The organism is Streptomyces sp. NPDC088246 (assembly GCF_044741025.1).
Classification (GTDB): Bacteria; Actinomycetota; Actinomycetes; order Streptomycetales; family Streptomycetaceae; genus Streptomyces.
In genome coordinates, this window is the sequence record NZ_JBIURV010000010.1 from 153,664 (window position 1) to 178,040 (window position 24,377).

23 protein-coding genes and 2 pseudogenes are annotated in these 24,377 nt (G+C 68.5%); 18 read left to right on the forward strand and 7 right to left on the reverse strand.

Annotation, left to right across the window (positions count from 1 at the left end; genetic code table 11):
* Positions 1-32 precede the first annotated feature (32 nt).
* Positions 33-1,268, reverse strand: coding sequence for a glycosyltransferase (locus ACIPEK_RS16490; RefSeq protein WP_401996199.1), 1,236 nt, complete (start codon positions 1,266-1,268; stop codon positions 33-35).
* 360 nt (positions 1,269-1,628) lie between these two features.
* On the opposite strand from ACIPEK_RS16490, the gene ACIPEK_RS16495 reads away from it, so the two are divergent.
* The 6 genes and pseudogenes from ACIPEK_RS16495 to ACIPEK_RS16520 all read left to right on the forward strand — a co-directional run.
* Complete coding sequence (locus tag ACIPEK_RS16495) at positions 1,629-1,856, forward strand: transposase (RefSeq protein ID WP_401996202.1); 228 nt, start codon at positions 1,629-1,631, stop codon at positions 1,854-1,856.
* Between the two features lie 342 nt (positions 1,857-2,198).
* Positions 2,199-2,486: a hypothetical protein gene (locus tag ACIPEK_RS16500; protein ID WP_401996205.1), complete on the forward strand. Its 288-nt coding sequence runs from the start codon at positions 2,199-2,201 to the stop codon at positions 2,484-2,486.
* On the forward strand, positions 2,483-2,620 hold the full coding sequence (locus tag ACIPEK_RS16505) for a hypothetical protein (RefSeq protein WP_401996207.1): 138 nt from the start codon (positions 2,483-2,485) through the stop codon (positions 2,618-2,620). Before ACIPEK_RS16500 ends, ACIPEK_RS16505 begins: the two co-directional genes overlap by 4 nt.
* Before the next feature lie 179 nt (positions 2,621-2,799).
* Positions 2,800-3,405 (forward strand): annotated as a pseudogene (locus ACIPEK_RS16510) (hypothetical protein); the annotation flags it as partial.
* A 159-nt stretch (positions 3,406-3,564) separates the two neighbouring features.
* Positions 3,565-3,759, forward strand: a complete 195-nt coding sequence (locus ACIPEK_RS16515) for a hypothetical protein (protein WP_401996401.1) — start codon at positions 3,565-3,567, stop codon at positions 3,757-3,759.
* Between the two features lie 143 nt (positions 3,760-3,902).
* A pseudogene (locus ACIPEK_RS16520) lies at positions 3,903-4,166 on the forward strand (hypothetical protein); the annotation flags it as partial.
* A gap of 18 nt (positions 4,167-4,184) precedes the next feature.
* Here the strand turns inward: ACIPEK_RS16520 and ACIPEK_RS16525 are convergent.
* Positions 4,185-5,195: an alpha/beta fold hydrolase gene (locus tag ACIPEK_RS16525; RefSeq protein WP_401996210.1), complete on the reverse strand. Its 1,011-nt coding sequence runs from the start codon at positions 5,193-5,195 to the stop codon at positions 4,185-4,187.
* A 173-nt stretch (positions 5,196-5,368) separates the two neighbouring features.
* Positions 5,369-5,707: a DUF779 domain-containing protein gene (locus ACIPEK_RS16530; RefSeq protein WP_401996213.1), complete on the reverse strand. Its 339-nt coding sequence runs from the start codon at positions 5,705-5,707 to the stop codon at positions 5,369-5,371.
* 471 nt (positions 5,708-6,178) lie between these two features.
* Here ACIPEK_RS16530 and ACIPEK_RS16535 point away from each other — a divergent pair, with 471 nt between their 5' ends.
* On the forward strand, positions 6,179-6,316 hold the full coding sequence (locus ACIPEK_RS16535; RefSeq protein ID WP_401996215.1) for a hypothetical protein: 138 nt from the start codon (positions 6,179-6,181) through the stop codon (positions 6,314-6,316).
* On the opposite strand, the gene ACIPEK_RS16540 is transcribed toward ACIPEK_RS16535, so the two are convergent.
* On the reverse strand, positions 6,292-6,990 hold the full coding sequence (locus tag ACIPEK_RS16540; protein ID WP_401996218.1) for a response regulator: 699 nt from the start codon (positions 6,988-6,990) through the stop codon (positions 6,292-6,294). The two genes, ACIPEK_RS16535 and ACIPEK_RS16540, sit on opposite strands and share 25 nt — an antisense overlap.
* On the reverse strand, positions 6,987-8,585 hold the full coding sequence (locus ACIPEK_RS16545) for an ATP-binding protein (RefSeq protein WP_401996221.1): 1,599 nt from the start codon (positions 8,583-8,585) through the stop codon (positions 6,987-6,989). Before ACIPEK_RS16545 ends, ACIPEK_RS16540 begins: the two co-directional genes overlap by 4 nt.
* Positions 8,586-8,815: 230 nt before the next feature.
* On the opposite strand from ACIPEK_RS16545, the gene ACIPEK_RS16550 reads away from it, so the two are divergent.
* From ACIPEK_RS16550 to ACIPEK_RS16560, 3 genes are read left to right on the forward strand one after another with little or no spacing between them, the layout of a single operon-like run.
* The gene (locus ACIPEK_RS16550; protein WP_401996224.1) at positions 8,816-9,631 is read left to right on the forward strand and encodes an ABC transporter ATP-binding protein; all 816 of its coding nucleotides are present in this window, start codon (positions 8,816-8,818) and stop codon (positions 9,629-9,631) included.
* Positions 9,621-10,484 carry an ABC transporter permease gene (locus ACIPEK_RS16555; protein ID WP_401996227.1) on the forward strand — a complete coding sequence of 288 codons (864 nt, stop codon included), beginning with the start codon at positions 9,621-9,623 and terminating at the stop codon, positions 10,482-10,484. The genes ACIPEK_RS16550 and ACIPEK_RS16555 overlap by 11 nt, the downstream gene beginning before the upstream one ends.
* Before the next feature lie 53 nt (positions 10,485-10,537).
* Positions 10,538-11,575: an ABC transporter substrate-binding protein gene (locus tag ACIPEK_RS16560; protein ID WP_401996230.1), complete on the forward strand. Its 1,038-nt coding sequence runs from the start codon at positions 10,538-10,540 to the stop codon at positions 11,573-11,575.
* A 103-nt stretch (positions 11,576-11,678) separates the two neighbouring features.
* Here the strand turns inward: ACIPEK_RS16560 and ACIPEK_RS16565 are convergent, their stop codons facing one another.
* Positions 11,679-12,944, reverse strand: coding sequence for a hypothetical protein (locus ACIPEK_RS16565; protein ID WP_401996233.1), 1,266 nt, complete (start codon positions 12,942-12,944; stop codon positions 11,679-11,681).
* Between the two features lie 44 nt (positions 12,945-12,988).
* Complete coding sequence (locus ACIPEK_RS16570; RefSeq protein ID WP_401996236.1) at positions 12,989-15,022, reverse strand: transglycosylase domain-containing protein; 2,034 nt, start codon at positions 15,020-15,022, stop codon at positions 12,989-12,991.
* 590 nt (positions 15,023-15,612) lie between these two features.
* Here ACIPEK_RS16570 and ACIPEK_RS16575 point away from each other — a divergent pair.
* From ACIPEK_RS16575 to ACIPEK_RS16610, 8 genes are all read left to right on the forward strand, one after another.
* Positions 15,613-17,427: a hydrogenase maturation protein gene (locus ACIPEK_RS16575; RefSeq protein WP_401996239.1), complete on the forward strand. Its 1,815-nt coding sequence runs from the start codon at positions 15,613-15,615 to the stop codon at positions 17,425-17,427.
* 48 nt (positions 17,428-17,475) lie between these two features.
* Positions 17,476-18,555 (forward strand): hydrogenase expression protein HypE, encoded by a 1,080-nt coding sequence (locus ACIPEK_RS16580; protein WP_266355171.1) that lies wholly within the window; start codon positions 17,476-17,478, stop codon positions 18,553-18,555.
* A gap of 83 nt (positions 18,556-18,638) precedes the next feature.
* Positions 18,639-20,423 carry a nickel-dependent hydrogenase large subunit gene (locus ACIPEK_RS16585; RefSeq protein WP_327271226.1) on the forward strand — a complete coding sequence of 595 codons (1,785 nt, stop codon included), beginning with the start codon at positions 18,639-18,641 and terminating at the stop codon, positions 20,421-20,423.
* Positions 20,420-21,010 (forward strand): hypothetical protein, encoded by a 591-nt coding sequence (locus ACIPEK_RS16590; RefSeq protein WP_401996244.1) that lies wholly within the window; start codon positions 20,420-20,422, stop codon positions 21,008-21,010. Before ACIPEK_RS16585 ends, ACIPEK_RS16590 begins: the two co-directional genes overlap by 4 nt.
* Positions 21,007-21,675, forward strand: coding sequence for a DUF5947 family protein (locus ACIPEK_RS16595; RefSeq protein ID WP_401996247.1), 669 nt, complete (start codon positions 21,007-21,009; stop codon positions 21,673-21,675). Before ACIPEK_RS16590 ends, ACIPEK_RS16595 begins: the two co-directional genes overlap by 4 nt.
* A complete protein-coding gene (locus ACIPEK_RS16600; protein ID WP_401996250.1) occupies positions 21,672-22,373 on the forward strand; it encodes a DUF6084 family protein in 702 nt (233 codons plus the stop codon). The genes ACIPEK_RS16595 and ACIPEK_RS16600 overlap by 4 nt, the downstream gene beginning before the upstream one ends.
* Entirely contained in the window at positions 22,370-23,818 is a 1,449-nt protein-coding gene (locus ACIPEK_RS16605) for a hypothetical protein (protein WP_401996253.1), read from the forward strand. Before ACIPEK_RS16600 ends, ACIPEK_RS16605 begins: the two co-directional genes overlap by 4 nt.
* Entirely contained in the window at positions 23,815-24,363 is a 549-nt protein-coding gene (locus ACIPEK_RS16610) for a hydrogenase maturation protease (RefSeq protein WP_401996256.1), read from the forward strand. Before ACIPEK_RS16605 ends, ACIPEK_RS16610 begins: the two co-directional genes overlap by 4 nt.
* The last annotated feature ends 14 nt before the right edge of the window (positions 24,364-24,377 follow it).

A 24,377-nucleotide genomic window follows, 5' to 3' on the forward strand; every position in this document is an offset into this window, starting at 1 on the left:
TTCTGGGTCCTGGCTCGACGATCCCGCGTGGTTCACGCGGACATTGGCGGCCTTTCACGGCCGACGGCGTCGAGCAGCAGCTTCGCGGCGACCGTCGCCCCGTCGGTGCGGATCGTGGCGGCCACGGCCTTCGCTCGTGCGCGGGTCTCGGGGGTCAGGGCCGTACCGAGCGCGGCTGACGGGGACTCAAGGGTCGGAACCGGACCGTCGTGTGCCGTACCGATGCCCAGGTCGGCCACCCGGCCGGCCCAGTACGGCTGGTCCGCCGCCTGGGGTACCACCACCTGGGGCGCGCCGGCCCGGGTGGCCGTCGTCGTGGTGCCCTGGCCCCCGTGGTGCACGACGGCGGCCACCCGGCCGAACAGCGCCTGGTGGTTGACCTCGCCGACGACGAAGCAGTCGCCCTGGTCGTCGGTCAGGGACAGGTCGGCCCAGCCGCGGGCCAGGACCGCGCGGCGGCCCTGCGCGCGGACCGCGTCGATGGCCGCCCGGGCGACGTCCGTCGATGTGTGCATGGGCATGCTGCCGAAGCCCACGTACACCGGTGGTGTGCCGGCGTTCAGGAACGTCACCAACTCGGCCGGGAGCGGGCGTTCGTCCCACAGGATCCACGAGCCGGTCTGGGCGACGTCGAGGTCCGGCGTCTCGTGCCACGGGTCCAGGACCGGGTCCGTGGCCAGCCACGGCCAGTTGTCGATGACGCAGTCGCGGACGTCGTCCACCGGTGGCAGGCCGATCGACGCCCGGTTCGTGTTGAGCGCTTCGCCGAACAGTGCGTTATTGCTCTGGGCGTCCAGGTCCCACAGCACCCGGTTGTCGGTCACCTCCGGCGGGAACGGCCGGCCCGGATACGCCAGCGGCGGGCGATGCGGCGACGGCAGGGTGAGCTGCTGGAAGGTCACGGACACAGAGCGGATGCCCAGTCTCTCAGCCACCGACAGCGCGCCGGCCGCGGCCGGCATCATGCCCGTCGCCACCAGCACATCGCATCCCTCGGCCGCCGCAGGGAGCACGCCGAACTGGCCGGCGATCAACTGCGCCGCACGCTCCGGCAGGGATGACGGCGGCGGCGCTGCGATCGTCACGGCGCGTGCCGACGGGCCGACCGGCACCAACTCCACGCCGACACCGGCCAACCGCTGCGCGAAGTCCTCGTCCGGCGGCGCGCACACCCGCACCTCCGCGCCGAGTGCCTTCAACTGCACCGCGAGTCCCACCAGCGGCTCGACGTCCCCGCGCGACCCGTACGTAGACAACAACACACGCACTTCGTGACTCTCCCATTTCCTTACCTTCTGGCCTCGGCCGACGATTTTGCGGCATGACCCGGGTCTTGCCGCAAGGCCCCCCATGCGCTATAAGTTGAGAGTGGAAAGGAGTGGGTACTCCCCTTTCCCTCTTCTATCGTCCGCTGTGGACGGACAATCTCCTCGCGAAGCGGCGGCGCGCCGCGTACGGCGGTACCGTCGGCCCAGGAGGATCTCCTATGGGTCTACGGATGCAGCCGCGGAACGAGAATTTCTCCACCCTCTTCATTCGTGACGAGATCTTGCAGGGGTGTCCTGGCGGGGCGTGACCGGTGGGATGAATCCGGTCGTTTGCATGGGGTGAGCAGGCGGCCGTGGATCGTGGACGATGACCTGTGGGCGTTGATCGATCCGTTGTCACCGGCCTGGCCGGACAAGGCTCCGGGATCCCGGCCGGCGCCGGACCGGCTCTGTCTTCAGGGCATCAGGTACGTCCTGCACAACGACACCGCCTGGCAACTGCTGCCGCACGAGATGGGGTTCGGCTCCGGACGGACGACCCGCGCTGCTCGCCCTGGTTGTCCGTCAGCTCTTCGGCAGTCATGGTGATGTGTGAGGCCCGCTGCCGGACGAGCAGCGACGGCGCGACGCCGGCCGACGCGTCGGCCGCCACCCGGCTGTACCCGGATTGGTGAGTGGGCGAACACGGCAGGGCCACGCGGGGCAGCGATGGGCCGGCTCCTCGTGAGGAGAGAGCGCCATGCCTTCCCACGTCGAGGAGCTGGCAGATTGTCGCCACGGCTACAAGCCGCCAGGTTCGGCTCTTCTGCGGTCCCGGTCCTTCCGACTAGCTTCTGCGCAGCGCTACATCGCCTGGCGTACCCGGTGCTCTGCTTGTCGAGCATCGGGACTTTGACGCGCCATTTTCTGAATCTGTGAGGGGAACATCCCATGCACATCCCCCGTAAGGGACTGCGGCGACCGGCCGTCGCCGACGGGGCGGCGCTTGTCGTCGCCGTGTCGCCGGCGGACCTTCTCAGTGCCGCGGCGACGACACCTTCGCCGGAGGAGGCGAGCCTGCTATCCGAGCCGGAGAAGGAGGCGACGCCGTTGACGATGCCCTTGATCACCGGGGACATGGTTGCCCACGTCGCGTCCACCATCGCGGTCAGCTGTGCCGACTCGGGCACCTTCATCGCGCCTGCAGGGCTGCGCGGGGAGCGGAGACGGCGGACATGACGGACGCGGATGTGATGCCCGAGGCCGAATGGGAGGGGCTGGGGGTCCCGCCCTTCGACCGGCGGGTCTACCTGGAGGCACTGCGCCACCCCGACGCCGGGGTCACCGGCTGGGCCACCCTGTACGGGGCGTAGCAGTACGGTGCGTTCTCCGACGCCGTCGGCTCAGCTACGTAGGTGCCCGGCTGGGTGACCCACCGACAGAGGCGTCGAGCGTCAAGGTGACTTTCGCGGACGCGCCCGGCGAGGGTGAGGTCGGTGGCCGACGAAGCCCGCTCGGCACCAACGCCGGCAGCGGCACCGTCCACCACCGCCGGACGGTGCCGGCCCGGCAAGGGGAACGGCAGTCGGCCAGGGTCCGGGCCAACCACGGCACGGTCCATCCCGGCTGCCTCGAACCCGTGCAGCTACCGATCGACATCAAGACCGACGGGGCCGCCGCCTACCTCGAACTCGACCGGCAGCTGGGGTGATACCGGCAGATGCTGACGGCGTACCACCACGGCCGGGTGCGGCCCGGCGCGATCACGCCCGTCATCTCCGGCGACCGCGCCGCTCGCGTCCCGATGGAGGCGCAACGCACGCGGTACGCGTTCTACGACGGCCGGCCGGACGACCTCGGGAGCGCAGCCACCGCCTCGTCCATCCCGCTCATCAGCAGCAGCTGGAGCGACAGCTTCAGCTGGCTGGGCGCAGGCCCCTTCCCCGCGGCCGAACGGGACAAACTGTGCTCGCTCGTCGCCACGGCCCACCGAAGCGGCCAACGCGTCCATGTGTGGGCCACGCCCGACGTCGCGGGACCGGAGCGGGACGCCGTATGGACCGAACTGCCGGCCGCCGGGGTCGACCACCTCAACACCGACGACCTGGCAGGACTCGAACAATTCCTGCGCACACATGACAGGACGCCAGCCCCGAGGCCGCTCGCCTCGACGGCTGACCGGACGCGGGCGCGGCGTCCGGGCCGTGACAGCCAGTCAACACCCATATGGCGGACATGCCAGTCCGCCGGATGGCCTTTCCGCTACGCCACACTGGCGGCCGAATGCCGCATTCCGGCGCGGCGGAGGAGGTTGGCCATGGCCATTTCGATCTCACTGGTGCTGCTTCTGCTGATTCTTGCGGTGATCTTCCTCCGCACCGGGGGGCTGAAGATCTCGCATGCGCTGGTCTGCGCCATGCTCGGGTTCTTCCTCGCGGGTACGAGCATGGCGCCGACCATTCAGAACGGCCTGACGGCCACGGCCGACGTCGTCAGCAGCCTCAAGCCCTGACTTCCGCAGCCTGTTCGGTGACCGGGGCCCCAGGGGCGCGGCCACTCGGACTGCCCGGAGGCCGGGCGCGGGCTGCCGCGCCCGCGGGAATCAATCGGAGGCGATCCCGAACGGGGCGGACAATGGTCGGCCTCACGAACGGAAGCGTGCGGTCACCCTCGACCGTGCCCGAACTCTCCACCGCCAACGGCCTGTTGTACTTCTGCGAGAAAGAGCCCAACAGCCTCGGCATCGACGCCTGGTACCTCACCGCCGTTGACTTCCGCACCGGCGAGCGCCGTTGGAAGAAGCTCACCGGCACCGGCCCCTCGTACGACAACAACTGGGCGCCGATCAAGATCGGTCCTGACGGGACGGCGTACGTGGGTGTGTTCAACGGCATCGTGGCGGTCCGGGACACGGAATGACCGTGGGCCGGATGCGGCTCACCGGGGGGCGCGCACCTGCGGGGAGCACAGCCATTCAGTGAGCAGGCGATTGACGTCGGCGGCGCGCTCCTGCTGGATCCAGTGCCCGCACCCCGGCAGGACGTGGGAGGAGACCAGGCCGGGAAGGGTCCGGGGGAAGCTCTCGATGGCGTCGGCCATCCAGGTGGTCGACGCGTCGAACTCTCCCCCGATGAACAGCGAGGGCTGGGTGATCGGCGCACCGTCCCATGCGGCGAGGTCTTCCCAGTCCCGGTCGACATTGCGATACCTGTTGAGCGCCCCCGTCAGGCCGGTCCGCTCGAACTCCGCCGCGTAGAAATCGAGATCGGCCTCGCTCAGCCACGAAGGGAGGGTGCCGGCGGCGAACCGGTCGCGGAGCCGTGCCCCCGGCGGGACGAAGAAGAGACTGTCCTCGCCGTCCGAAGGCATCGTGTCGGCGGAGAGTCCGGCGTAGAACCCGGCCAGCCAGCCGCGCACATCGGGCTCGATCTCCGCCTCGGCCCGTCCCGGGGACTGGAAGTAACTGACGTAGAACTCCTCGGCACCTCCGATACGGCTGAAGACATCACTCGGCCGGTGGCCGTTCCGCGGCGCGTACGGGACGCTGAGCAGTGCCACGGAGGTGAAGACATCGGGCATGATCAGCGCGCTGCCGGCGGCGATGGTCGAACCCCAGTCGTGGCCCACGATCGTCGCGGTCCGTTCACCGAGGGCATGCACGACACCGACGTTGTCCGCGACATGGGCCGGCATCCGGTACGCCTCCACATCGCCGGGCTTCGACGAGCGCCCGTAGCCGCGTACATCGATGGCGACCGCACGAAACCCTGCTGCGGCAAGGGCCGGAAGCTGGTGGCGCCACGAGTACCAGGACTCGGGGAAGCCGTGGACCAGCAGGACCAGCGGGCCGGTGCCCTGTTCCACCAGGTGGATACGGCCTCCGGGCACCTCCACCAGCCGGTGGACGGCGTCCGGCAGGGGAGTGGCGGAAGAGTCGGTGGGCGGCATGTGTTTCTCCTCGCGGATGCGGCCGATTCTGTGCGGTGGCCGTCGACGCGGGGGTCACCCGGTTGGGAGCGACTCGCCCATCGGTGCCACCTGTGCCCAGATCATTCGGCCACTGCCGGCTCGCCCACAAGAATTCTTGCCGCTACGGCAAACCCGCGGTATGCGGTGCCGCCTCAAGGTCCGACGAGCCGGGACCGGATCAGGAACCGCACCCCCTCCGGAGCCTCCAGAGAGAAACCACTGCCCCGACCCTCCACCACATCGACGATCAGGCGGGTGTGTGCCCACAGCTCGAACTGACTCTTCGACATCCAGAACGGGACACTCTCCGCCACTCCGTCGACATCGAGCGAGGCCAGCAGCACGTCGGCGCCGCCGGTACGGAATTCCCCGTACTGGTAACACATGGGCGCACTTCCGTCGCAGCAGCCGCCCGACTGGTGGAACATCAACGGACCGTGCGTCTCCCGCAGTCGACGCACCAGATCGGCGGCTGCAGGGGTGAAATCCACAAGCGGCGCGTCCTGCGGACTCGTCCCGGATGCCCCGAACGGCGGCTCATCAGCACGCAGTTGGCCAGCGGGCGGATTCTTCGTCTCATCTCGCATCATGCATCAGCCCTTGTCGCATCGGATGGCGCACCGGTCGGCTGGGACGATATGGACGAACGCTACCAGTCCGGCTCCGTTCAGCAAGGGGTGTGCCGACGCAGCGGTCCGATCCGCAGCCCCGTTCGCCGCAGGTATCGGTGATCACGGGGAGTGCGCCGAGTGCGGAGCGCCAGGCGCCGGGCGCGGAGGTCACGTCGCTGGGAGCGTCGGCTCATCGAGCCCAGGACGAAGAACGAGGCACGGATGCCGTGGGCGTCTGGGCAGCGGGTCCGGCCCGTGGTCGAAGGTCAGCGCGACGTGATCGGGCCGTCCGGCCCCCCACAGCCATGGCAACAGCTTCGTGCGCAGCGGTGCGGCCCGCTCCTCTGCACGATGACCGCCTCGCTCGTCGGGGTGGGGGCCGACGTGCACGACCCGCACCGAAGCGTGGAGATCGCGCAGGGAGAGCAGCCGAACTGCTGGGATCGGCTGCGCCCGTACGCTGCTCAGCTCGCCTTCGCCCACGCGTAACGGTGTTCGGGCCGGCCGGTGTCGCCGTACTTGAGGCTGAGGCTGATACGGCCCGCGCCCTCCAGGTACTTGAGGTATCGCTGGGCGGTGGAGCGGCTCAGCCCGGCTCGGGCGGCGACCTCATGGGCGGACAGTGGCTCCTCGGCGGCCGACAGGACATGGCGGATGACGTCGGCCGTGGGTGCGGAGTGGCCCTTGGGCAGGGCTGCCGCGGGACCGGAATCCGCGGTGCGAAGGGCGCCGAAGATCTGGTCGACCTGTTCCTGTCCCGCCTCGCCCCGGTCGTTTCCCATGCCTTCGAGGGTGCGGCGCAGGGCCGCGTAACTCTCCAGCTTGGACCGCAGACCGGCGAAGCTGAACGGTTTGACCAGGTACTGCAGGGCGCCGTACCGCATGGCGGTCTGGACGGTCGACACATCACGGGCCGCGGTCACCATGATCACATCGGCCGGGTGGCCCAGCTGGCGCAGCCGCCGTACAAGTGTCAGCCCCGTCTCGTCCGGCAGATAGTGATCGAGAAGCACGAGGTCGACATGGTCACGCTCCAGGAAGGCGAGCGCCTGCGTGGCGGTGTGTGCGCGTGAGATGACACGGAAGCCGGGGACCTTGGCGACATATGCGGCATTGATCTCGGCAACACGGAAGTCGTCGTCCACCACCAGGACATCGATCATCGCAACTCTCCCACTTCGGACAGCGGCCGGACGCTGAGTGCCTCTGGCAGGACGACGGTGAAGACCGCACCACCGCCGGCCCGGGCCGTGACACGGGCCGCGCCACCGTAGCGCTCGGCCAGTCGGCGCACCAGCGCCAGCCCCAGACCGCGTCCGCGATGCGCGGGTGACTCCTTGGTGGACCAGCCCTCGGTGAAGATCTGCTCGCGCATGCCGGGAGGTACCCCGGGACCGTTGTCACTGACCCGCAGGACCGCGGTGGTGCCCTCGGCGAGAAGCTCGACCTCGATGAGCGACGCGACGTCCAGTGCGTTGTCGATGAGGTTGCCGAGGACGGTCACCAGATCGCGCGGGTCCACCACCACGTCCGGGAGCCGGGTGGCCGGTGAGATGCGCAAGGAGGCGCCCCGCTCCGCCGCGATGGCCGACTTGCCCACCAACAGCGCCGACAGCAGAGGATCGTTGACGCGTTCCGCGACCTGCTCCGCCGACGCCCGGTGACCATTGGCCACCTCCGCGACGAACTCCACCGCGGCATCGTGCCTACCGAGTTCCAGCAGCCCCAGCAGGGTGTGCAGCCGGTTGGCGTGCTCGTGGTCCTGGGCGCGCATCGCATCCAGCAGGCCGTGCGTGGAGTCCAGTTCACGGCCGAGCAGCTCCAGCTCGGTACGGTCGCGCAGGGTGACGACGGCTCCGCCGTCACCGGTGGGCATACGGTTGGCGATCAGCACGCGTCCATTGCAGACGGTGATCAGGTTGTCGCCGTCGACCCGTCCCGCCAGCACCTCCGTCGTACGGCCCGGGGGCAATACGTCGCCCAGCGCCCGTCCGACGGCGTCCTGGTCCAGCTCCAGCAGACGCTGCGCCTCGTCGTTGAGCAACCGGATCCGGCCCTGGGCGTCGAGGGCGAGAACGGCCTCGCGAATGCTGTGCAGCATGGCCTCGCGCTCGTCCAGCAACGCGGAGATGTCGCCGAAGGCAAGTCCATGGGTGCTGCGCTGCAGCCGCCGCGAGACGGCCAGGGCGGCCAGCACGCCCGCGGCGAGCGCCGCTCCGGAGTAGAGCAGCAGACCGGGAATGGCGCCGAGCAGCCGCTCATGGACGCTGTCGTAGGCGATGCCCACCGAGACGGCACCCACGATGGTCCCGTCCCTGTCGCGCAGAGGAACCTTGGCGCGTGCCGAACGGCCCAGGGTTCCGTTGTCGATCTGCATGACCTCCTGGCCGCCCAGGGCCGTGCTGGGATCGGTCGAGACGTGTCTGCTGATCTGCGCGGTGTCGGTGTGCGACCAGCGCACCCCACGGGTGTCCATGACCACGATGTAGAGCGCTCCGGTGGCCCGCCGGATCCGTTCCGCCTCGGCCTGCACCGGTCCGGTGGGGCTGGGGTCGGTACTGGTCAGGTTGTGCACCAGACCGGTTTCGGCGGCGGCGGTCTGGGCGATGGACAGCGCTTGGTGCATCGCCTGGTCGTCGAGCTGGTGGCTGAGGGGGGCGAGGAAGAGGCCTGTCACGAGCATGATCACGCCGGTGGTGATGGCCACCTGGGTGAGGAGCACCTGGGCGAAGACACGACGGGGCCAGTGAATCCGCATGTGCTCGCTCTCTGCCTTCCGCCGGCCAGGAACCTGATGCTCCGTTTCGTCCTTGTGTGAACGCAACGTAAACGTCACCGACGCCGATGACCAGTCCTCGTGTCGCATTCGTTGTCGCATTCGTTGTCGCAGCGCGAGCAGAACGAGCAGAACCGCGGGTTATGAGCAGAAGCAGGAGTTGTGAGCGCAAGGGTGCCCAGGTCCGCGCGCCGCACTTAGCGTCCCGCTCCATGAACAGCGATACGAGCCCCGCCATCGAGCTGCGGGGGGCGAGCAAAGCGTTCCGGACTCCGTCGGGGACGCTCCACACCGCCGTACGGGATCTGGACCTCACGATCGGGCGCGGCGAATTCGTCGCCGTGGTCGGCCCCACCGGATGCGGCAAGTCGACCACGCTGACCCTGGTCAGCGGTCTGGAAGAGCCCACCGAGGGGGAGGTGCTGGTCGGCGGCGAGCCGGTGCGCGGCATCGGCGACAAGGTCGGCTTCGTCTTCCAGCAGGACGCGGTCTTCCCCTGGCGGACCGTCCTTTCCAACGTGATGGCTGGGCCCCGCTTCCGCGGCGTGCCGAAGCCCGAGGCGAAGGAGCGGGCCAGGGAATGGCTCGCCCGGGTCGGTCTTTCCTCTTTCGAGGACCGTTATCCCCACCAGCTGTCCGGCGGTCAGCGCAAGCGGGTCGCCCTCGCGGCCACCTTCGTCAACGACCCCGAGATCCTGCTGATGGACGAACCCTTCTCCGCGCTCGATGTGCAGACCAGGGCCCTCATGTCGGACGAACTGCTGGAACTCTGGGCCGGCACCGGTTCCTCCGTCGTCTTCGTCACCCATGACCTGGAGGAGTCCATCGCGCTGGCCGACAAGGTCGTGGTCATGACCGCGGGACCGGCCACGGTCAAGGAGGTCTTCGAGATCGACCTTCCCCGCCCCCGCAAGGTCGAGCAGGTGCGTCTGGAGCCCCGGTTCGTCGAGATCTACCGGGAGATCTGGTCCTCGCTCGGCGAAGAGGTCCGCATCACCCGCGAGAGGGGTGCTCTCGATGTCGCCTGAGACCATCACCATGAACGCCGCCGTCACCAAGACCGAACGCACCCAGGCCCGGGCGCGGGCCGCCCGGAACCGCAAGTACCTGGTGCTCGGCAGCCGGGTCGCGGTGCTCCTCGTGGTCATCGGACTGTGGGAGTGGCTGGCCCGGACCGCGGTCATCGACCCGTTCAACTTCTCCATGCCGTCGAAGATCTGGGACCAGATCCGCACCTGGGTCGTCGACGGCACCGCCCAGGGCTCCCTGTGGGAGCAGATCTGGTACACGCTCTACGAAGCGCTGCTCGGCTGGGTGATCGGTGTGATCGCCGGTGTGCTGCTCGGAATCGCGCTGGGCCGCGTCCGCTTCGCCGCCGATGTCCTCGGCCCGTACATCAAGGTGCTCAACGCCCTGCCGCGTATCGTGCTCGCGCCGATCTTCCTCATCTGGTTCGGTCTCGGACCGGCCTCGAAGGTCGCCTCCGCGGTCGTCCTCGTGTTCTTCCCCGTCTTCTTCAACGCCTTCCAGGGAGCCAGGGAGGTCGACCGCAACCTCGTCGCCAACTCCCGCATCCTGGGCGCCAGCAACCGGCAGGTCACCCTTCAGGTGGTCATCCCCTCGGCCACGTCGTGGATCTTCACCAGCCTGCACGTGAGCTTCGGCTTCGCGCTCATCGGCGCCATCGTCGGTGAGTACATCGGTGCCACCAAGGGGCTCGGACTGCTGGTCGCCGCCTCCCAGGGCACGTTCAACGCCGCCGGTGTCTACGCCGCGATGGTCATCCTGGCGATCGTCGCGCTGCTGGCCGAAGGCCTGCTGACCTTCCTCGAAAAACGGCTCTTCCGCTGGAAGCCGGCCGACGCCGACACCGCCCGCTGACGCCCGCCGCACACCCGTACACCCGACTTTTTCTTCACAAGGACGTGAATCAGATGCGCACATCCACCCGGATCTCGGCCGTCGCTGTCGCAGGGGCGCTCGCCCTGACCACCCTGACCGCCTGTGGCGGCGACTCCACCTCGGCCTCCGGTGGCAAGAACGACAAGGTCAAGATCATGGTCGGGGGCCTGGACAAGGTCATCTACCTGCCCGCGATGCTCACCGAGCGGCTCGGCTACTTCAAGGAGGAGGGAGTCTCGGTCCAGCTCCTGACCGAGCCCGCGGGCGTTCAGGCCGAGACGGCACTGGTCTCCGGCGACGTCCAGGGCACGGTGGGCTTCTACGACCACACCCTCGACCTTCAGGTGAAGGGCAAGCAGGTCGAGTCGGTCGTCCAGTTCTCCCATGCTCCCGGCGAGGTCGAGATCGTCTCGAACCAGGCGGCGGGTGACATCAAGTCGGCGAAGGACTTCAAGAGCAAGAAGCTCGGAGTGACGGGTCTCGGCTCCTCGACCGACTTCCTGACGAAGTACCTTGCCGTGAGCAACGACGTGCAGACCAGCGAATTCACGCCCGTGGCCGTCGGAGCGGGGCAGACGTTCATCTCCGCGCTTCAGCAGGGATCCATCCAGGGCGGCATGACCACCGACCCGACCGTCGCCACCATCCTGGACAAGAAGCTCGGCAAGGTCCTCATCGACATGCGGACCCCCGAGGGCTCCCAGCAGGCGCTCGGCGGCCCCTACCCGTCCTCCAGCCTCTACATGCAGACCGAGTGGGTCAACAGCCACAAGGACACGGTCCAGAAGCTGGCCAACGCCTTCGTCAAGACGCTGAAGTGGATGTCCACGCACAGCGCCGACGAGATCGCCGCGAAGATGCCCGCCGACTACGCCCAGGGCGGTGGAAAGGCGCTCTACGCACAGGCCATCAAGAGCACCCTGCCCATGTTCACCACGGACGGCGTCATGCCCGCGGACGGCCCCGCCACCGTCGAGCGGGTCCTGAAGGCCTTCAACCCGAACCTGCAGAACGCGAAGGTGGACCTCGCCAAGACGTACACCACGGAGTTCGTCAAGAAGGCGGGCTGACCGGGGGCGTCGACGACGCCTGGGCGCGCCGGACCGCGGAGCCCCGGCCTGAACGATTCGTCAAGTCGTACGAGTTGTTCAGCCGGAGCTCCGCATTCCGCGTTCATCCGCCTAGTGCCTTCCAGTTCGGCGGCTGGGCGGGATCGAGTGTCCGCCACTGGGCGAGGACCTTGGGGTCCTGCGCCTCGAGCCAGTCGGTCAGTTCGCGGAAGGACACACAACGCACCTCCTTGCGCGGGCAGACCTCCCGCATGGTTTCCTCGACGGCATCCATGTAGATCCCGCCGTTCCAGTCCTCGAAGTGATTGCCGATGAACAGCGGTGCCCGGCTGCCGTTGAACACCCGATCGAATCCGGCGATGTAGGAATCCCGCGCCTCCTTGCGCCACGTCCGGTACTGCGCGGGGTCGCCCTCGGTGCTGCCTTCCGACTGGTTGTAGAGGAAGTTGAAGTCCATGGACAGCACCTGGAAGTCCTTGCCGGGGAACGGCAGCATCTGCAGCGGGAGATCCCAGATGCCGTTCTTCTTGGACGGCCAGATCTGGAAGTCTCCCGGGGAACTCGCGTCGTACCGCCAGCCGAAGGGTTTGGTCGCCGGCAGAAGGGTCTTCTGGCCTTCGAGGCAGGGGGCCCGCCCGCCGACGACCTCGCGCGTGGGGTCGAAGGGCAGCGGATCGAGGTCCTTGAAGCCTGTGTTCGTCTTCCAGTTCTGTACGAAGGAGTAGAACTGGTTGATCTCGCTGATCCATTCGTCCGTACTCCAGTCCCCACCGCCCTTCTTCTCGCAGAAGTGGCCGTTGAAGTGGGACCCGATCTCGTTTCCCTCCCGCCAGGCGTCGCCGAGTTGCTCCAGCGTCGTGCGGATGTGCTCGCGCGTCGGGTAGGAGATCGCGGCCGCTCCGGGCTTATGCTGGGGCGGCTCGTAGAGGTTTCTCTTCTCCTTCGGGAGCAGGTAGATACCGGTGAGGAAGAACGTCATGTGCGCATTGCTCTCCTTCGCCGCACGGCGGAAGCGCGAGAACATGCGATCGTCGCTTTCGAGCGCACCGTCCCACGAAAACACCACGAACTGGGGCGGCTTCTCACCCGGCTTGAGTCGTTCGGCCTTCAACTGGCCGGGCTGCGGCCCGGTGTAGGACGTGGAACCGTCTCCCAGAATCCTGACCTTCCCGTCCCACTTCTCCTCTTCCGTCTTCTTTCCGTCACCCGTGCGATGCTCCCGGGCGGTGGGCGTCGGCGCGGCCACGGTGCTCGTGCCCTGCTCAGGGGTCCGGCTGTCCGAGGATCCGTCGGACGCCAGCGGGATGAGCGCGGCGGAACCCGACGCGACCACACATGCCGCGAGCCCCAGGACGATACGGGGCGTCAAGCGGGCCCGTATTCGGCGAACGGCAGACTTTTCTCTGGTATCTGTCACTTCGTCATGGCTTCCGTGTATGTGTTCCAGATCTGGGACGAGAGCTTCTTGCCGGCCGCCGAATCGCCGCCGAGCCCCTTCAGTGGCAGTGGCGCCAGACTCTTCGTCAGGTCCATGCGGTACACCACGACTGCCGTGGCCGCTGCCCGGTTGTAACCGACGTACCAGCGCGCGGTGTCGTCCTCGGTGATTCCGGCCTTGGCGGCGACCGGCGAGGCAAGGGCGACGCCGCTCGCCCCGCCGGGCCGTGCGAGCGATGCGGTGACCTCGTCGGCGACGGCGGGCCTTACGGCACGCTTCGCCTGCGGCAGATCAAGCCGGATCGGCTCGCCGTTGCGCGTGACCTTTCGTACCGAGTACGGATCTGTGTGCACGCCGTGGGCCGCGAACATGCCGTACGCGTCGGCCATGCGGATGGCGCTCGGTGTGGAGTTGCCCATCGAGAACGCGGGAACGGGCGGACCGAAACTGGACGGGAGCAGCCCGGATGCCTCGGCCGTACGGCGCACCTGTTTCAGTCCCGCATCCATACCGAGTTGGAGGAACGGGGAGTTCACGGCCTTCGCCATGGCGTCGTGCAGACTGATGCGGCCGTAGGAGCGGTCGCCGTCGTTCTGGCCCTTGACCATCTTGCCGCTGCGGTCCCAGTAGGGACCTTCGGGTGTCATGACCGGAATGTCGTCGTCACCGTCGTACGCGGTCGAGGGCGTCACGCTGGTCCGGGGGCCGTTGCGCTTGCGTGCGATGCCGTGCTCCAGGCCGGCGGCGTAGACGAACGGGGTGAACGCCGAACCGGCCGGGACGGTGCTCGCGTTGGATTCGTTGAAGGCCTGCCGCTCGAAGTCCGGTCCGCCGTACACGGCGAGGATCCGGCCGTCCGGGGCGACGGACGAGGCCCCGAACCGGACATGGCGGTCGGCCTTGCGCTGCTTGGGATCGAGCGTGTCGCGCGCTTCCTTCACGGCCCGGGTGAGGGCGGTCATCCGCGGCTTCTCGAACGTCGTGTAGATCTGGTAGCCGCCGAGGTCGAAGCGTGCGTCGGAGATGTGTCCGGCACGCTTGGCGTACGACTCGGCGAGCTGGACGAGGTAACCGTCCTGCCCCGCGGTGCTGTTCGGCCTGTGAGGGGGCTTGGGCTCGGGAAAGGTGGTGTACCGGGCACGCTCGGCCGGGCTCAGCTTGCCGATCTCCACCATGCGGTCCAGCGTCCACTTCCAACGTTTGACGGCACGGTCGTGGTTGCGGGGGTTGATGGCGGGATCGTAGAGCGAGGCCCCCTTGAGCAGCGAGGCGAGGAACGCGCCCTCGCTGGCGTTGAGTTGGGTGACCTCCTTGCCGTAGTAGGCCTGGGCCGCGCGCTGGAGACCGTAGGTGCCCCGGCCGAACCAGCTGGTGTTGAGATAGTCCTCAAGGATCTTGTCCTTGCTCACACGACGGTCGAGTTTGACCGCGAGCAGCATCTCGGTGAACTTGCGGGAGAAGGACTGGTCCTGCGAGAGGTAGACGTTCTTGACGTACTGCTGGGTGATGGTCGAGCCGCCCTGGGTGTCTCCCTCGCCGACCGTGCGCCACAGCGCGCGGGTGATTCCCTGCGTCGATATGCCGTGGTCCGAGTAGAAGTCGGCGTTCTCGGCCGCCAGTACGGCCCACCGGACATCGTCGGGAATCTTCGACAGAGGCATCTCCTGGCGGCTCACCCAGCCCGTGCGGGCCATGGGGGTCCCGTCGGCCCAGTAGTAGACGGTGTCCTGCTGGGTGGCGAACGCGTTGAGGTCCTTGGGGATGTCCGTGCGCGCGTAGGCGATGCCCACCACGGTCGTGAGAGTTGCGATGAACATCAGGAACGAACCCGCGACCAGCCGCCACGAGGGCACCCATCTTCGCCAGCCGTGCCGGCCCGTGCGTGGATAGTCCGGTTTGCGCGGCAGGTGCAGGCGCGGTCGCTTCGCCTGTTTCCGGCGTCCCGTCCCGGGGTGCAGTGCGGCCCGAGCGGCGTGCGCCGTTCTGCTGAATAAGTTGTGCTGTGTCATTCCGTCCAGCCATGACAGGCCGGGCCGGCCGCAGACTACGACCGTGCCCGTACACGTGTAGTGGTCATTGCTCGTCCGCCGCCGCACTCCGTTTCGGTCGGTTCCCGGGGCCCTGCGGACGTCTGCCCGCGTCAGGCGGGCGGCGGAGTCATTCGTCTCGGCCGGTGTATGGCATGTGCATCCCCAGGTTCAGTTCAGGCCGTACGGCTGCTGATCGGACCGAAACGCCCAGACGGCGGCCGCGCGCTTCCCCCACGCCGACTCCACCACAGCAAAGGCCAAAGCGTGACCGAGAGTTGCGGCGCGAAGTCACGTAAAGATAACAGGCCGTCGGGGCGGATCACGTCGACCGGCCCCGACCGGCACCAGTGGGGTGCGTAGTCGGGCTCGTATCGAACGCCCGGCTCTGCGTCATGTCGCTGCTCGGTTCATTCCGATCCGCTGGGCGCGGGGCTCGCTGCACGGGTTCCACTGAGTGGTCGCCGATGTGTTCGCTTTCGGGTGACTTCGCGGCCGGTTGCCGCTGGAGCCCCGTCCGCAGTACCCCACCATCGCAACCAGCCGGATCGGCCCGGCGTTGGGAGATCGTTGTGCACATCCTGCTCGTGGCGAGCGCGTTCAACAGCCTTACTCAGCGTGTTCATGCCGAACTGAGGGACCGGGGCCACACCGTGGCGGTGGAACTCGCAGCTCCGGAGCCGTCCGTACGCGACGAGTCGCTGCGGCGGGCTGTGCGGGAGTTCGCGCCCGACCTCATTCTGGCCCCGTTGCTGAAGACCGCCATCCCTCGGGATGTCTGGGCGGCGCACACCTGCCTCGTCGTCCACCCCGGCCCCCCGGGCGACCGCGGGCCCTCCTCCCTCGACTGGGCCATCCACGAGGGTGCGGACACATGGGGCGTGACGGTTCTGCAGGCCGACGAGGAGATGGATGCCGGGGACATCTGGGCATCGGCCACCTTCCCGGTGCACCCGGTGGGCAAGAGCGACCTGTACCGCAACGAAGTCTCCGACGCCGCGTTGCAGGCCGTGCACCTGGCCGTCGAGCGCTTCTCGTCCGGTATGTACGTTCCTCGACCGCAGACCGGCGGGGATGAGGAGTCGCGCATCCGGACGCGGCCGTACCTGCGCCAGGAGCACCGTCGCATCGACTGGGAGTCGGACTCCACACAAGCGGTCCTGCGCAAGCTGCGGGCTGCCGACTCGTACCCCGGCGTGCGCGACGAACTGCTAGGGGGCGAATGGTTTCTGCACGGGGGGTACCCGGAGCACGAACTGCGCGGCGGACCGGGCGAGCTGGTGGCCGTACGGGCAGGGGCGGTCTGCCGGGCGACGACCGACGGCGCGGTCTGGATCCCCGAGCTTCGGCCCCGCCGCAGGCCGGGAGGGCCCGCCACGTTCAAACTGCCCGCTGTGACGGCGCTCGCCGGGCGTCTGCCCGCACTGCCGGAGCACCCTGTCCCGCTGCACGAGGAAGGGCGCCGACACAGCTGGAGCGACATCGGCTACCGGGAGGTGGGGCAGGCCGGTTTCCTCTCGTTCTCCTTCCCCGGCGGTGCGATGAGCACGGCGCAGTGCCGACGCCTGCACGACGCCTACCGGCTGGCCTGTCGACGGCCCACCTCGGTGCTGGTGCTGGGAGGCGGCCGGGACTTCTTCTCCAACGGTATCCACCTCAATGTCATCGAGGCCGCCGCCGACCCCGGCGAGGAGTCCTGGGCCAACATCAACGCCATGGACGACCTCGTGGAGTCCGTGCTGACCACCACCGACCGGCTGGTGGTCTCCGCCGTGGGCGGTAACGCGGCCGCAGGCGGGGTGATGCTCGCCCTGGCTGCGGACGAGGTCTGGTGCAGGACGGGGGCGGTGCTGAACCCGCACTACCGCCTGATGGGACTGTACGGCTCCGAGTACTGGACGTACACGCTGCCGCGCAGGGTGGGGACCGCCGCGTCGGAGCGCCTCACCGGCAAGGCGCTACCGGTGAGCGCCGAGGCCGCTGTGCGGCTCGGCCTGGCCGACCGGACGGTCGACTGCGATGCGCAGTCGTTCGCGGGCGAGGTCGTCCGGCTGGCGGCCCGTCTTGCCGCGTCGCCCGCGGCACCGTCGCGGATCGCGGCGAAGAAGGCCGAACGGGACCGGGACGAGGCCAACAGACCCCTGGCCCACTACCGGGAGGAGGAACTGGCCGTGATGCGGCGGACCTTCTTCGACCCCCGGTCGCCCTACCACGCACTACGGCGTGCGTTCGTGCTCAAGGATCCCCCGTCGGGCCGGCCGTCGCACCTCGCCCCGGCCTCGACCGGCAGATCTGCGGGGGACCGGCCCGCCCGGGAGCCCGACGTCACCGGACTGGCGGCACACCATGGCGTACTCGCACCGGGCACTTGGTACCAAGAACAGTGAAGGTCGATATGTCGGCCTTCGTATGTCTCTTTCCAGGGAGGCATCCTCATGGATGCAGCAACGTCGAACACCGTGGACGCACCTGCTGCGGCCACCGGAGAAGAGTCCCCGATCCACATCCTCTGGATCAACGCGGGGCTGAGCTGTGACGGCGACTCGGTGGCCCTCACCGCCGCGATGCAGCCGAGCATCGAAGAGATCGTCGTCGGAGCGCTGCCCGGTCTGCCCAAGATCGAGGTCCACTGGCCGCTGATCGACTTCGAATGCGGCCCCGTGGGCGGTGCGGACACGTTCATCGAATGGTTCTTCAAGGGCGAGCGCGGCGAGATCGATCCCTTCGTCCTGGTCGTCGAGGGTTCCATCCCGAACGAGACGATCAAGCCGGAGGGGTACTGGTGCGGTTTCGGTGACAATCCGGAGACCGGCCAGCCGATGACCACCAGCGAATGGATCGACCGGCTGGCACCCAAAGCCCTTGCGGTCGTCGCCATCGGCACCTGCGCCACGTACGGCGGCATTCACGCCATGGCCGGTAACCCGACCGGGGCCATGGGCCTGCCCGACTATCTCGGCTGGGACTGGAAGTCGAAGGCCGGTATCCCGATCGTGTGCGTGCCGGGCTGCCCGATCCAGCCGGACAACTTCTCGGAAACCCTGACGTACCTGCTGTACCAGGCGGCGGGATCCGCTCCGATGATCCCGCTGGACGACAAGCTCCGTCCGGCCTGGCTGTTCGGTGCCACCGTGCACGAGGGCTGCGACCGGGCCGGCTACTACGAGCAGGGCGAGTTCGCCCAGACCTACGATTCGCCCAAGTGCCTGGTCAAGCTCGGCTGCTGGGGCCCGGTCGTCAAGTGCAACGTACCCAAACGCGGCTGGATGAACGGCATCGGAGGCTGCCCGAACGTCGGCGGCATCTGTATCGCCTGCACCATGCCGGGCTTCCCCGACAAGTTCATGCCGTTCATGGACGAACCGCCGGGCGCCAAGGTCTCCGCCACCGCCAGCGGCGCGTACGGGGCGGTCGTCCGCAGGCTTCGCGCGATCACGGCGAAGACCGTGGACACGGAGCCGAAGTGGCGGCACAAGAGGGGTCGGCTGACCACCGGCTACCGGCCCCCGTGGTGAACACGCCGAGGACTCCGATCGCACCCCACACCTTCCGGTGACGACCCCACCTCACGCTTCTCAGAAGGGCTACGGCACACACGATGGCACCGAAAACGAAGGCGGCCGGCGACGGCAGCGGCCTGGTGGAGATGGCCTGGGATCCGATTACCCGGATCGTGGGCAGTCTCGGTATCCACACGAAGATCGACTTCAAGCAGAAGCGGGTCGCGGAGTGCTACAGCACCTCGTCGGTCTTCCGCGGCTACAGCGTCTTCATGCGGGGCAAGGACCCCCGGGACGCGCACTTCATCACCAGCCGCATCTGCGGGATCTGTGGCGACAACCACGCCACGTGTTCCGTGTACACGCAGAACATGGCGTACGGAGTGAAGCCGCCGCACCTCGGTGAGTGGATCATCAACCTCGGCGAGTCCGCGGAGTACATGTTCGACCACAACATCTTCCAGGAGAACCTGGTCGGGGTCGACTACTGCGAAAAGATGGTCCGCGAGACCAATCCCGGTGTCCTGGAACTGGCCGAGCGCACCGAAGCGCCGCACGCCGGGGAGCACGGCTACCGTACGATCGCCGACATCATGCGGTCGCTCAACCCCATCGAGGGCGAGTTCTACCGCGAGGCCCTCCAGGTGAGCCGCTACACCCGGGAGATGTTCTGCCTGATGGAGGGGCGCCATGTGCACCCCTCCACGCTCTACCCGGGCGGCGTGGGCACCATCGCCTCCGTCCAGCTCTTCACGGACTACCTCAGCCGCCTCATGCGCTATGTGGAGTTCATGAAGCGGGTCGTGCCCCTGCACGACGACCTGTTCGACTTCTTCTACGAGGCCCTGCCCGGGTACGAAGAGGTCGGCCGCCGACGGGTGCTGCTCGGCTGCTGGGGAGCGCTCAACGACCCTGAGCACTGCGACTTCACGTACGCCAACATGAGCGACTGGGGACGGAGAATGTTCGTCACCCCCGGTGTGATCGTGGACGGCAAGCTGGTCACCAATGACCTGACCGAGATCAACCTCGGCATCCGGATCCTGCTCGGCAGTTCGTACTACGACGACTGGGAGGGCAAGGAGCAGTTCGTCACCCATGACCCGCTCGGCAACCCGGTCGACCCCCGCCACCCATGGAACCAGCACACGATCCCGGCGCCGCAGAAGCGGAACTTCGACGACAAGTACAGCTGGGTGATGTCGCCGCGCTGGTTCGACGGCAAGGACCATCTGGCCCTCGACACCGGCGGCGGCCCCATCGCCCGGCTGTGGTCCACCGCGCTCTCCGGGCTCGTCGACGTCGGCTACGTCAAGGCCACCGGCCACAGCGTCGTCATCAACCTGCCGCGCACGATGACCAAGCCCGAGACCACCTTCGAGTGGAAGATCCCGAAGTGGAGCAACGCGCTGGAACGCAACCGCGCCCGCACCTACTTCCAGGCCTACGCCGCCGCGATCGCGCTGCACTGTGCCGAGAAGGGGCTTGAGGAGGTTCGCGCCGGACGTACGCAGACCTGGGAGAAGTTCGACGTCCCGGACGAGAGCATCGGCGTCGGATTCACCGAGGCCGTACGCGGCGTGCTGTCGCACCACATGGTGATCAGGGACGGCAAGATCGCCAACTATCACCCGTATCCTCCGACGCCGTGGAACGCCAGCACCAGGGACAGCTACGGAACTCCCGGTCCCTACGAGGACGCCGTGCAGAACACGCCGATCTTCGAGGAGAACCCGCCCGAGAACTTCAAGGGCATCGACATCATGCGCACCGTGCGCAGCTTCGACCCCTGTCTCCCGTGCGGCGTCCACATGTACGTGGGTGGGGGCAAGACGGTGCAGAAGATGCATGTGCCCACCGGGCTGAGCGGACTGGGCGGATGAGCGCGACAACACATACCGCGGCAGCGGAGGCGCTCGACGCGGAGCAGGCCGGACGTCGCATCGAAGAGGTGCTCGGGCAACTGACGGCGGCCGGTGACCGGAAGGCCTCCGCGGCGGCCGAGGAACTGGTGCGGGTCCTGATGGACTTCTACGGCGCCGGGCTGGCCCGGATCCTCGACGGGTTCCGGGCCGCACCGGGCCGCGAAACCGGTGACTCGCTGGACGAACTCCTGGGCGACGACCTCGTGTCGAGCCTGCTGGTCCTGCATGACCTGCACCCCGAGGACACCGGCACGCGCATCGGGCGGGCCCTCGCGGCCGTCCGCGATCCCGTCGAGGTGGTGACCTTCGACGAGAGCACAGGCACTCTGCGCCTGCGGACCGCCGCCACGGGCGGATGCGGCTGCAGCGGCGCGTCGTCGGCGCAGCAGTCCGTCGAGAACGCCCTGGCCTGCTTCGCACCGGAGGTGACCACGGTCGAGATGGAGCCCGCCTCCGCCACTCAGGAGCCGGCACTCCTTCAGATCGGAACCCGCCCGCCGCCAGGCGTGGCAACCGCCCGGCCGGCCCCGGCCAGAACGTCATGAGCGCGCCCATGACGTGGGCCGGGCGGCCCGCGCCCGCCTCGGGCGTACACACGCTGCGGCGGTTCGCGGCACCGCGTGAACCCCGGCAGGAGCGTTGCGAACTGTGCGGAGTGCCGGTGGCCGAGGAGAACCACCGGCATTTGGTGGACACCGAGCAGCGTTCCCTGGCGTGCGCCTGCACCCCGTGCGCCCTGCTCTTCGAGCGGCCCGGCGTCGCACACGGCCGGTTCCTGAGCGTCCCGGACCGCTATCTGGCCGACCACGACCACCGACTCGACGACAACGCGTGGGAACTCCTGCAGATCCCGGTCAGCGTCGCCTTCTTCTTCCGCAACGCCGCGCTGGGCCGGCTTGTGGCGCTCTACCCGAGCCCCGCCGGAGCCACGGAGAGCGAACTCGATCCGTCGACCTGGCAGACGGTCCTCGGCGGCAGCCGTCTCTCCCAGCTGCTCGAACCCGACGTGGAAGCACTGCTGTTGCGCCGCACCGAGGGCCGGGCCGAGTGCTATCTGGTACCGATCGACATCTGCTACGAGCTGGTGGGACGCATGCGTCTGCTGTGGCAGGGCTTCGACGGCGGAGCCGAGGCCCGTGCCGATCTGCGGGCCTTCTTCGAACACGTCGAACGCCGGACCGAGGCAACGGTGGGGGAGCGACGACCGTGACGGAGTTCACCTTCACCTGCACCGGTGTACGCGCCGACGCGTACGCCGCCGGCCCCACCCTCGTCTTCCGGCTGCGCATCACCGCGTCCGAAGAGGCACGGGTGCACGCACTCGCGCTGCGTTGCCAGATCCGCATCGAGCCGGCCCGGCGCGGCTACGAAACGACTGAGGCCGAGGGCCTGACGGACCTGTTCGGAGAGCGCTCACGCTGGGGCAGCACACTCCAGCCCGTGCAGTTCGCCCAGGTCCCGGTCATGGTGCCCGCGTTCACCGGGGCGACCGAGACGGACGTCGTCGTGCCCTGCACCTATGACCTGGAGATCGCCGCAACACGGTACTTGAACGCGCTGACGGATGGTGAGGTGCCGCTCCTCATGCTCTTCTCCGGCACCGCTTTCACCGGTTCCGGAGGCTTCCGGGTCGAGCCGGTGCCCTGGGACCTGGAGGCGCCCTTCCGGATGCCGGTGGCGGTGTGGCAGGAGATGGTCGACCAGCACTTCCCCGGGTGCGGCTGGATCCGGCTTCCCCGCGACACCATGAGCGACCTGATCGCATTCCGCTCCCGGCACGCACTGCCCTCCTGGGAGGCGACCGTCCGGGCGCTTCTCGACACGGCCGGGACCACAGCCCTCCCGCCAACGGACCGGGCATGCGCCGACGCAGGGCTCGCCGGGCTCGCCGAGAGGACGGCGCAATGACCACATCCGCGCTCACCTCCGCGCTGGAATCCCGTTTCGCCACTGCCCGGGGTGTGGCCGACGCCGTCCTCTTCGAGGGCTACGTCCTGTACCCGTACCGCGCGTCGGCGGCCAAGAACCGGCTCCGCTGGCAGTTCGGGGTGCTCGTACCACCTGCCTGGGCGGCGGCCGCCGAAGAGCACGACTTCCAGCACACCGAGTGCCTGATGGAACCGAGGACCGACGCGACTCTGGCAGCCGAGGCGCGGTTCCTGCACGCCCGACGGCGCACCGTGCAGCAGCTCCGCGACGACGGCACCTTCGAGACCGTCCCCGAACTCCACCTCACCGACCGGGTCCTGGTTCCGTGGGACGAGGGTGCGGAGGAACGGGTCGAAGTGCTCGCCACCGTGGCCGAGCTCACCGGCGACGGAGTCGTCGTCCCCTTCACACGCCCGGCACGCGAGGAGACCGAAACCGTCCGTGACGAGGACGGCCGGATCGTGGGCCGCCTGGTGCGCCGTTGCGAGGAGATCAGCGGAGCGGTGCGGTTGTCCGCTGCCGAACTCGACGGCCCGTACCGGGCGATGCGGCTCACCGCCGTCGTGGAGAACACCAGCGCATGGACGCCGGACGCCGGCGACGTAGACCGCGACGCCGCTCTGCCCAGGTCACTGGTGGCCGCCCATCTTCTCCTGGGCCTGAGCGCAGGCTCGTTCCTGTCGATGACGGACCCTCCCGAGTGGGCCAAGGGAGCAGTCGCCGGCTGCCGGAATCTGCACACCTGGCCCGTACTGGCCGGAGAGCCCGGCCGCGCGGACCTGATGCTCTCGTCCCCGATCATCCTTGAGGACCACCCGGCCATCGCCCCGGAGAGCCCCGGAGCGCTGTACGACTCCACGGAGATCGACGAGATCCTCGCGCTGCGCACGGCCGCCCTGACGGACCAGGAGAAGCGCGAGGCCCGGGGGACGGACGACCGGGCGGCCGCCGTGATCGACCTGGCCGACTCGATGCCCCCCGAGGTCCTGGAGCGGCTGCACGGCGCGGTGCGGGCCCTGCGGGAAGTCACCGAGCCGGGTGCGCCCGCGGCTGTTCCGTCCGACGGATCTCCGCACATGCCGGAAGGGTCCGACGAGTACGACCTGATCCGGCCGGACCAGCCGTGGTGGGACCCGGCCGCCGACGCCGGCGCCGACCCGGCACGCGACCGGATCCTGGTGGACGGCCGGTCGGTGGGCGCGGGCAGCCGCGTACTCCTGCGGCCGGGCCTGCGCCGCACCGACGCCCAGGACCTCTTTCTGCAAGGTCGCAGCGCACTGGTCGAAGCAGTACTCCACGACGTGGACGGGGGGGTGCACCTCGCGGTCACCGTGGAGGGCGATCCGGGTGCGGACATCCGGCGCGAGCAGGGCCGGTTCCTGTACTTCCAGCCCGACGAGGTCGCACCACTGGAGGACGCATGACAGCGCGCTCGGAGCAGAGAGCGACGACTCTGGTGGCGGGTGTCGGCAACATCTTCCTCGGCGACGACGGTTTCGGTGTCGAGACCGTACGACGACTGGCGTCAGTACCCCTGCCCGGCCACGTCGAAGCGGTGGACATCGGGGTGCGCGGAGTCCACCTCGCATACCAGCTCCTCGACGGATACGACACGCTGGTCCTGATCGATGCCACCGAACGCGGCGGCGCTCCCGGAACGCTGTATCTGATCGAGGCCGACCGGCCCGGCCGTATCGAGCCGCAGGAAGCTCTGCTCGACGGCCACCGCATGTCCCCCGACGCGGTCCTGGCCCTGCTGGAGACCCTGTGTGCCGGGACGGGCTGCATCCCCCCGAGACGCACGCTGGTCGTCGGGTGCGAACCCGCCTGCGTCGAAGAGGGCATCGGCCTCAGCGGTCCCGTGGCCGCTGCGGTACCGGAGGCCATGAACATGGTCCTGCGCCTTGTGCGGGACGACGAACGGACCGCGCCCACCGCACAGTCGGCGGTAGGCCAGGCCAACAACTGAGGAGACGAACACTG

What these genes read in the sequence shown, in the direction of transcription:
- ACIPEK_RS16580 (WP_266355171.1), top strand. Translation starts at nt 17,476, where the DNA reads ATGGATGCAGCAACGTCGAACACCGTGGACGCACCTGCTGCGGCCACC.
- ACIPEK_RS16570 (WP_401996236.1), bottom strand. Translation starts at nt 15,022, where the DNA reads ATGACACAGCACAACTTATTCAGCAGAACGGCGCACGCCGCTCGGGCC.
- ACIPEK_RS16540 (WP_401996218.1), bottom strand. Translation starts at nt 6,990, where the DNA reads ATGATCGATGTCCTGGTGGTGGACGACGACTTCCGTGTTGCCGAGATC.
- ACIPEK_RS16515 (WP_401996401.1), top strand. Translation starts at nt 3,565, where the DNA reads ATGGCCATTTCGATCTCACTGGTGCTGCTTCTGCTGATTCTTGCGGTG.
- ACIPEK_RS16545 (WP_401996221.1), bottom strand. Translation starts at nt 8,585, where the DNA reads ATGCGGATTCACTGGCCCCGTCGTGTCTTCGCCCAGGTGCTCCTCACC.
- ACIPEK_RS16605 (WP_401996253.1), top strand. Translation starts at nt 22,370, where the DNA reads ATGACCACATCCGCGCTCACCTCCGCGCTGGAATCCCGTTTCGCCACT.
- ACIPEK_RS16560 (WP_401996230.1), top strand. Translation starts at nt 10,538, where the DNA reads ATGCGCACATCCACCCGGATCTCGGCCGTCGCTGTCGCAGGGGCGCTC.
- ACIPEK_RS16550 (WP_401996224.1), top strand. Translation starts at nt 8,816, where the DNA reads ATGAACAGCGATACGAGCCCCGCCATCGAGCTGCGGGGGGCGAGCAAA.
- ACIPEK_RS16590 (WP_401996244.1), top strand. Translation starts at nt 20,420, where the DNA reads ATGAGCGCGACAACACATACCGCGGCAGCGGAGGCGCTCGACGCGGAG.
- ACIPEK_RS16555 (WP_401996227.1), top strand. Translation starts at nt 9,621, where the DNA reads ATGTCGCCTGAGACCATCACCATGAACGCCGCCGTCACCAAGACCGAA.
- ACIPEK_RS16535 (WP_401996215.1), top strand. Translation starts at nt 6,179, where the DNA reads ATGACCGCCTCGCTCGTCGGGGTGGGGGCCGACGTGCACGACCCGCAC.
- ACIPEK_RS16505 (WP_401996207.1), top strand. Translation starts at nt 2,483, where the DNA reads ATGACGGACGCGGATGTGATGCCCGAGGCCGAATGGGAGGGGCTGGGG.
- ACIPEK_RS16595 (WP_401996247.1), top strand. Translation starts at nt 21,007, where the DNA reads ATGAGCGCGCCCATGACGTGGGCCGGGCGGCCCGCGCCCGCCTCGGGC.
- ACIPEK_RS16585 (WP_327271226.1), top strand. Translation starts at nt 18,639, where the DNA reads ATGGCACCGAAAACGAAGGCGGCCGGCGACGGCAGCGGCCTGGTGGAG.
- ACIPEK_RS16525 (WP_401996210.1), bottom strand. Translation starts at nt 5,195, where the DNA reads ATGCCGCCCACCGACTCTTCCGCCACTCCCCTGCCGGACGCCGTCCAC.
- ACIPEK_RS16500 (WP_401996205.1), top strand. Translation starts at nt 2,199, where the DNA reads ATGCACATCCCCCGTAAGGGACTGCGGCGACCGGCCGTCGCCGACGGG.
- ACIPEK_RS16610 (WP_401996256.1), top strand. Translation starts at nt 23,815, where the DNA reads ATGACAGCGCGCTCGGAGCAGAGAGCGACGACTCTGGTGGCGGGTGTC.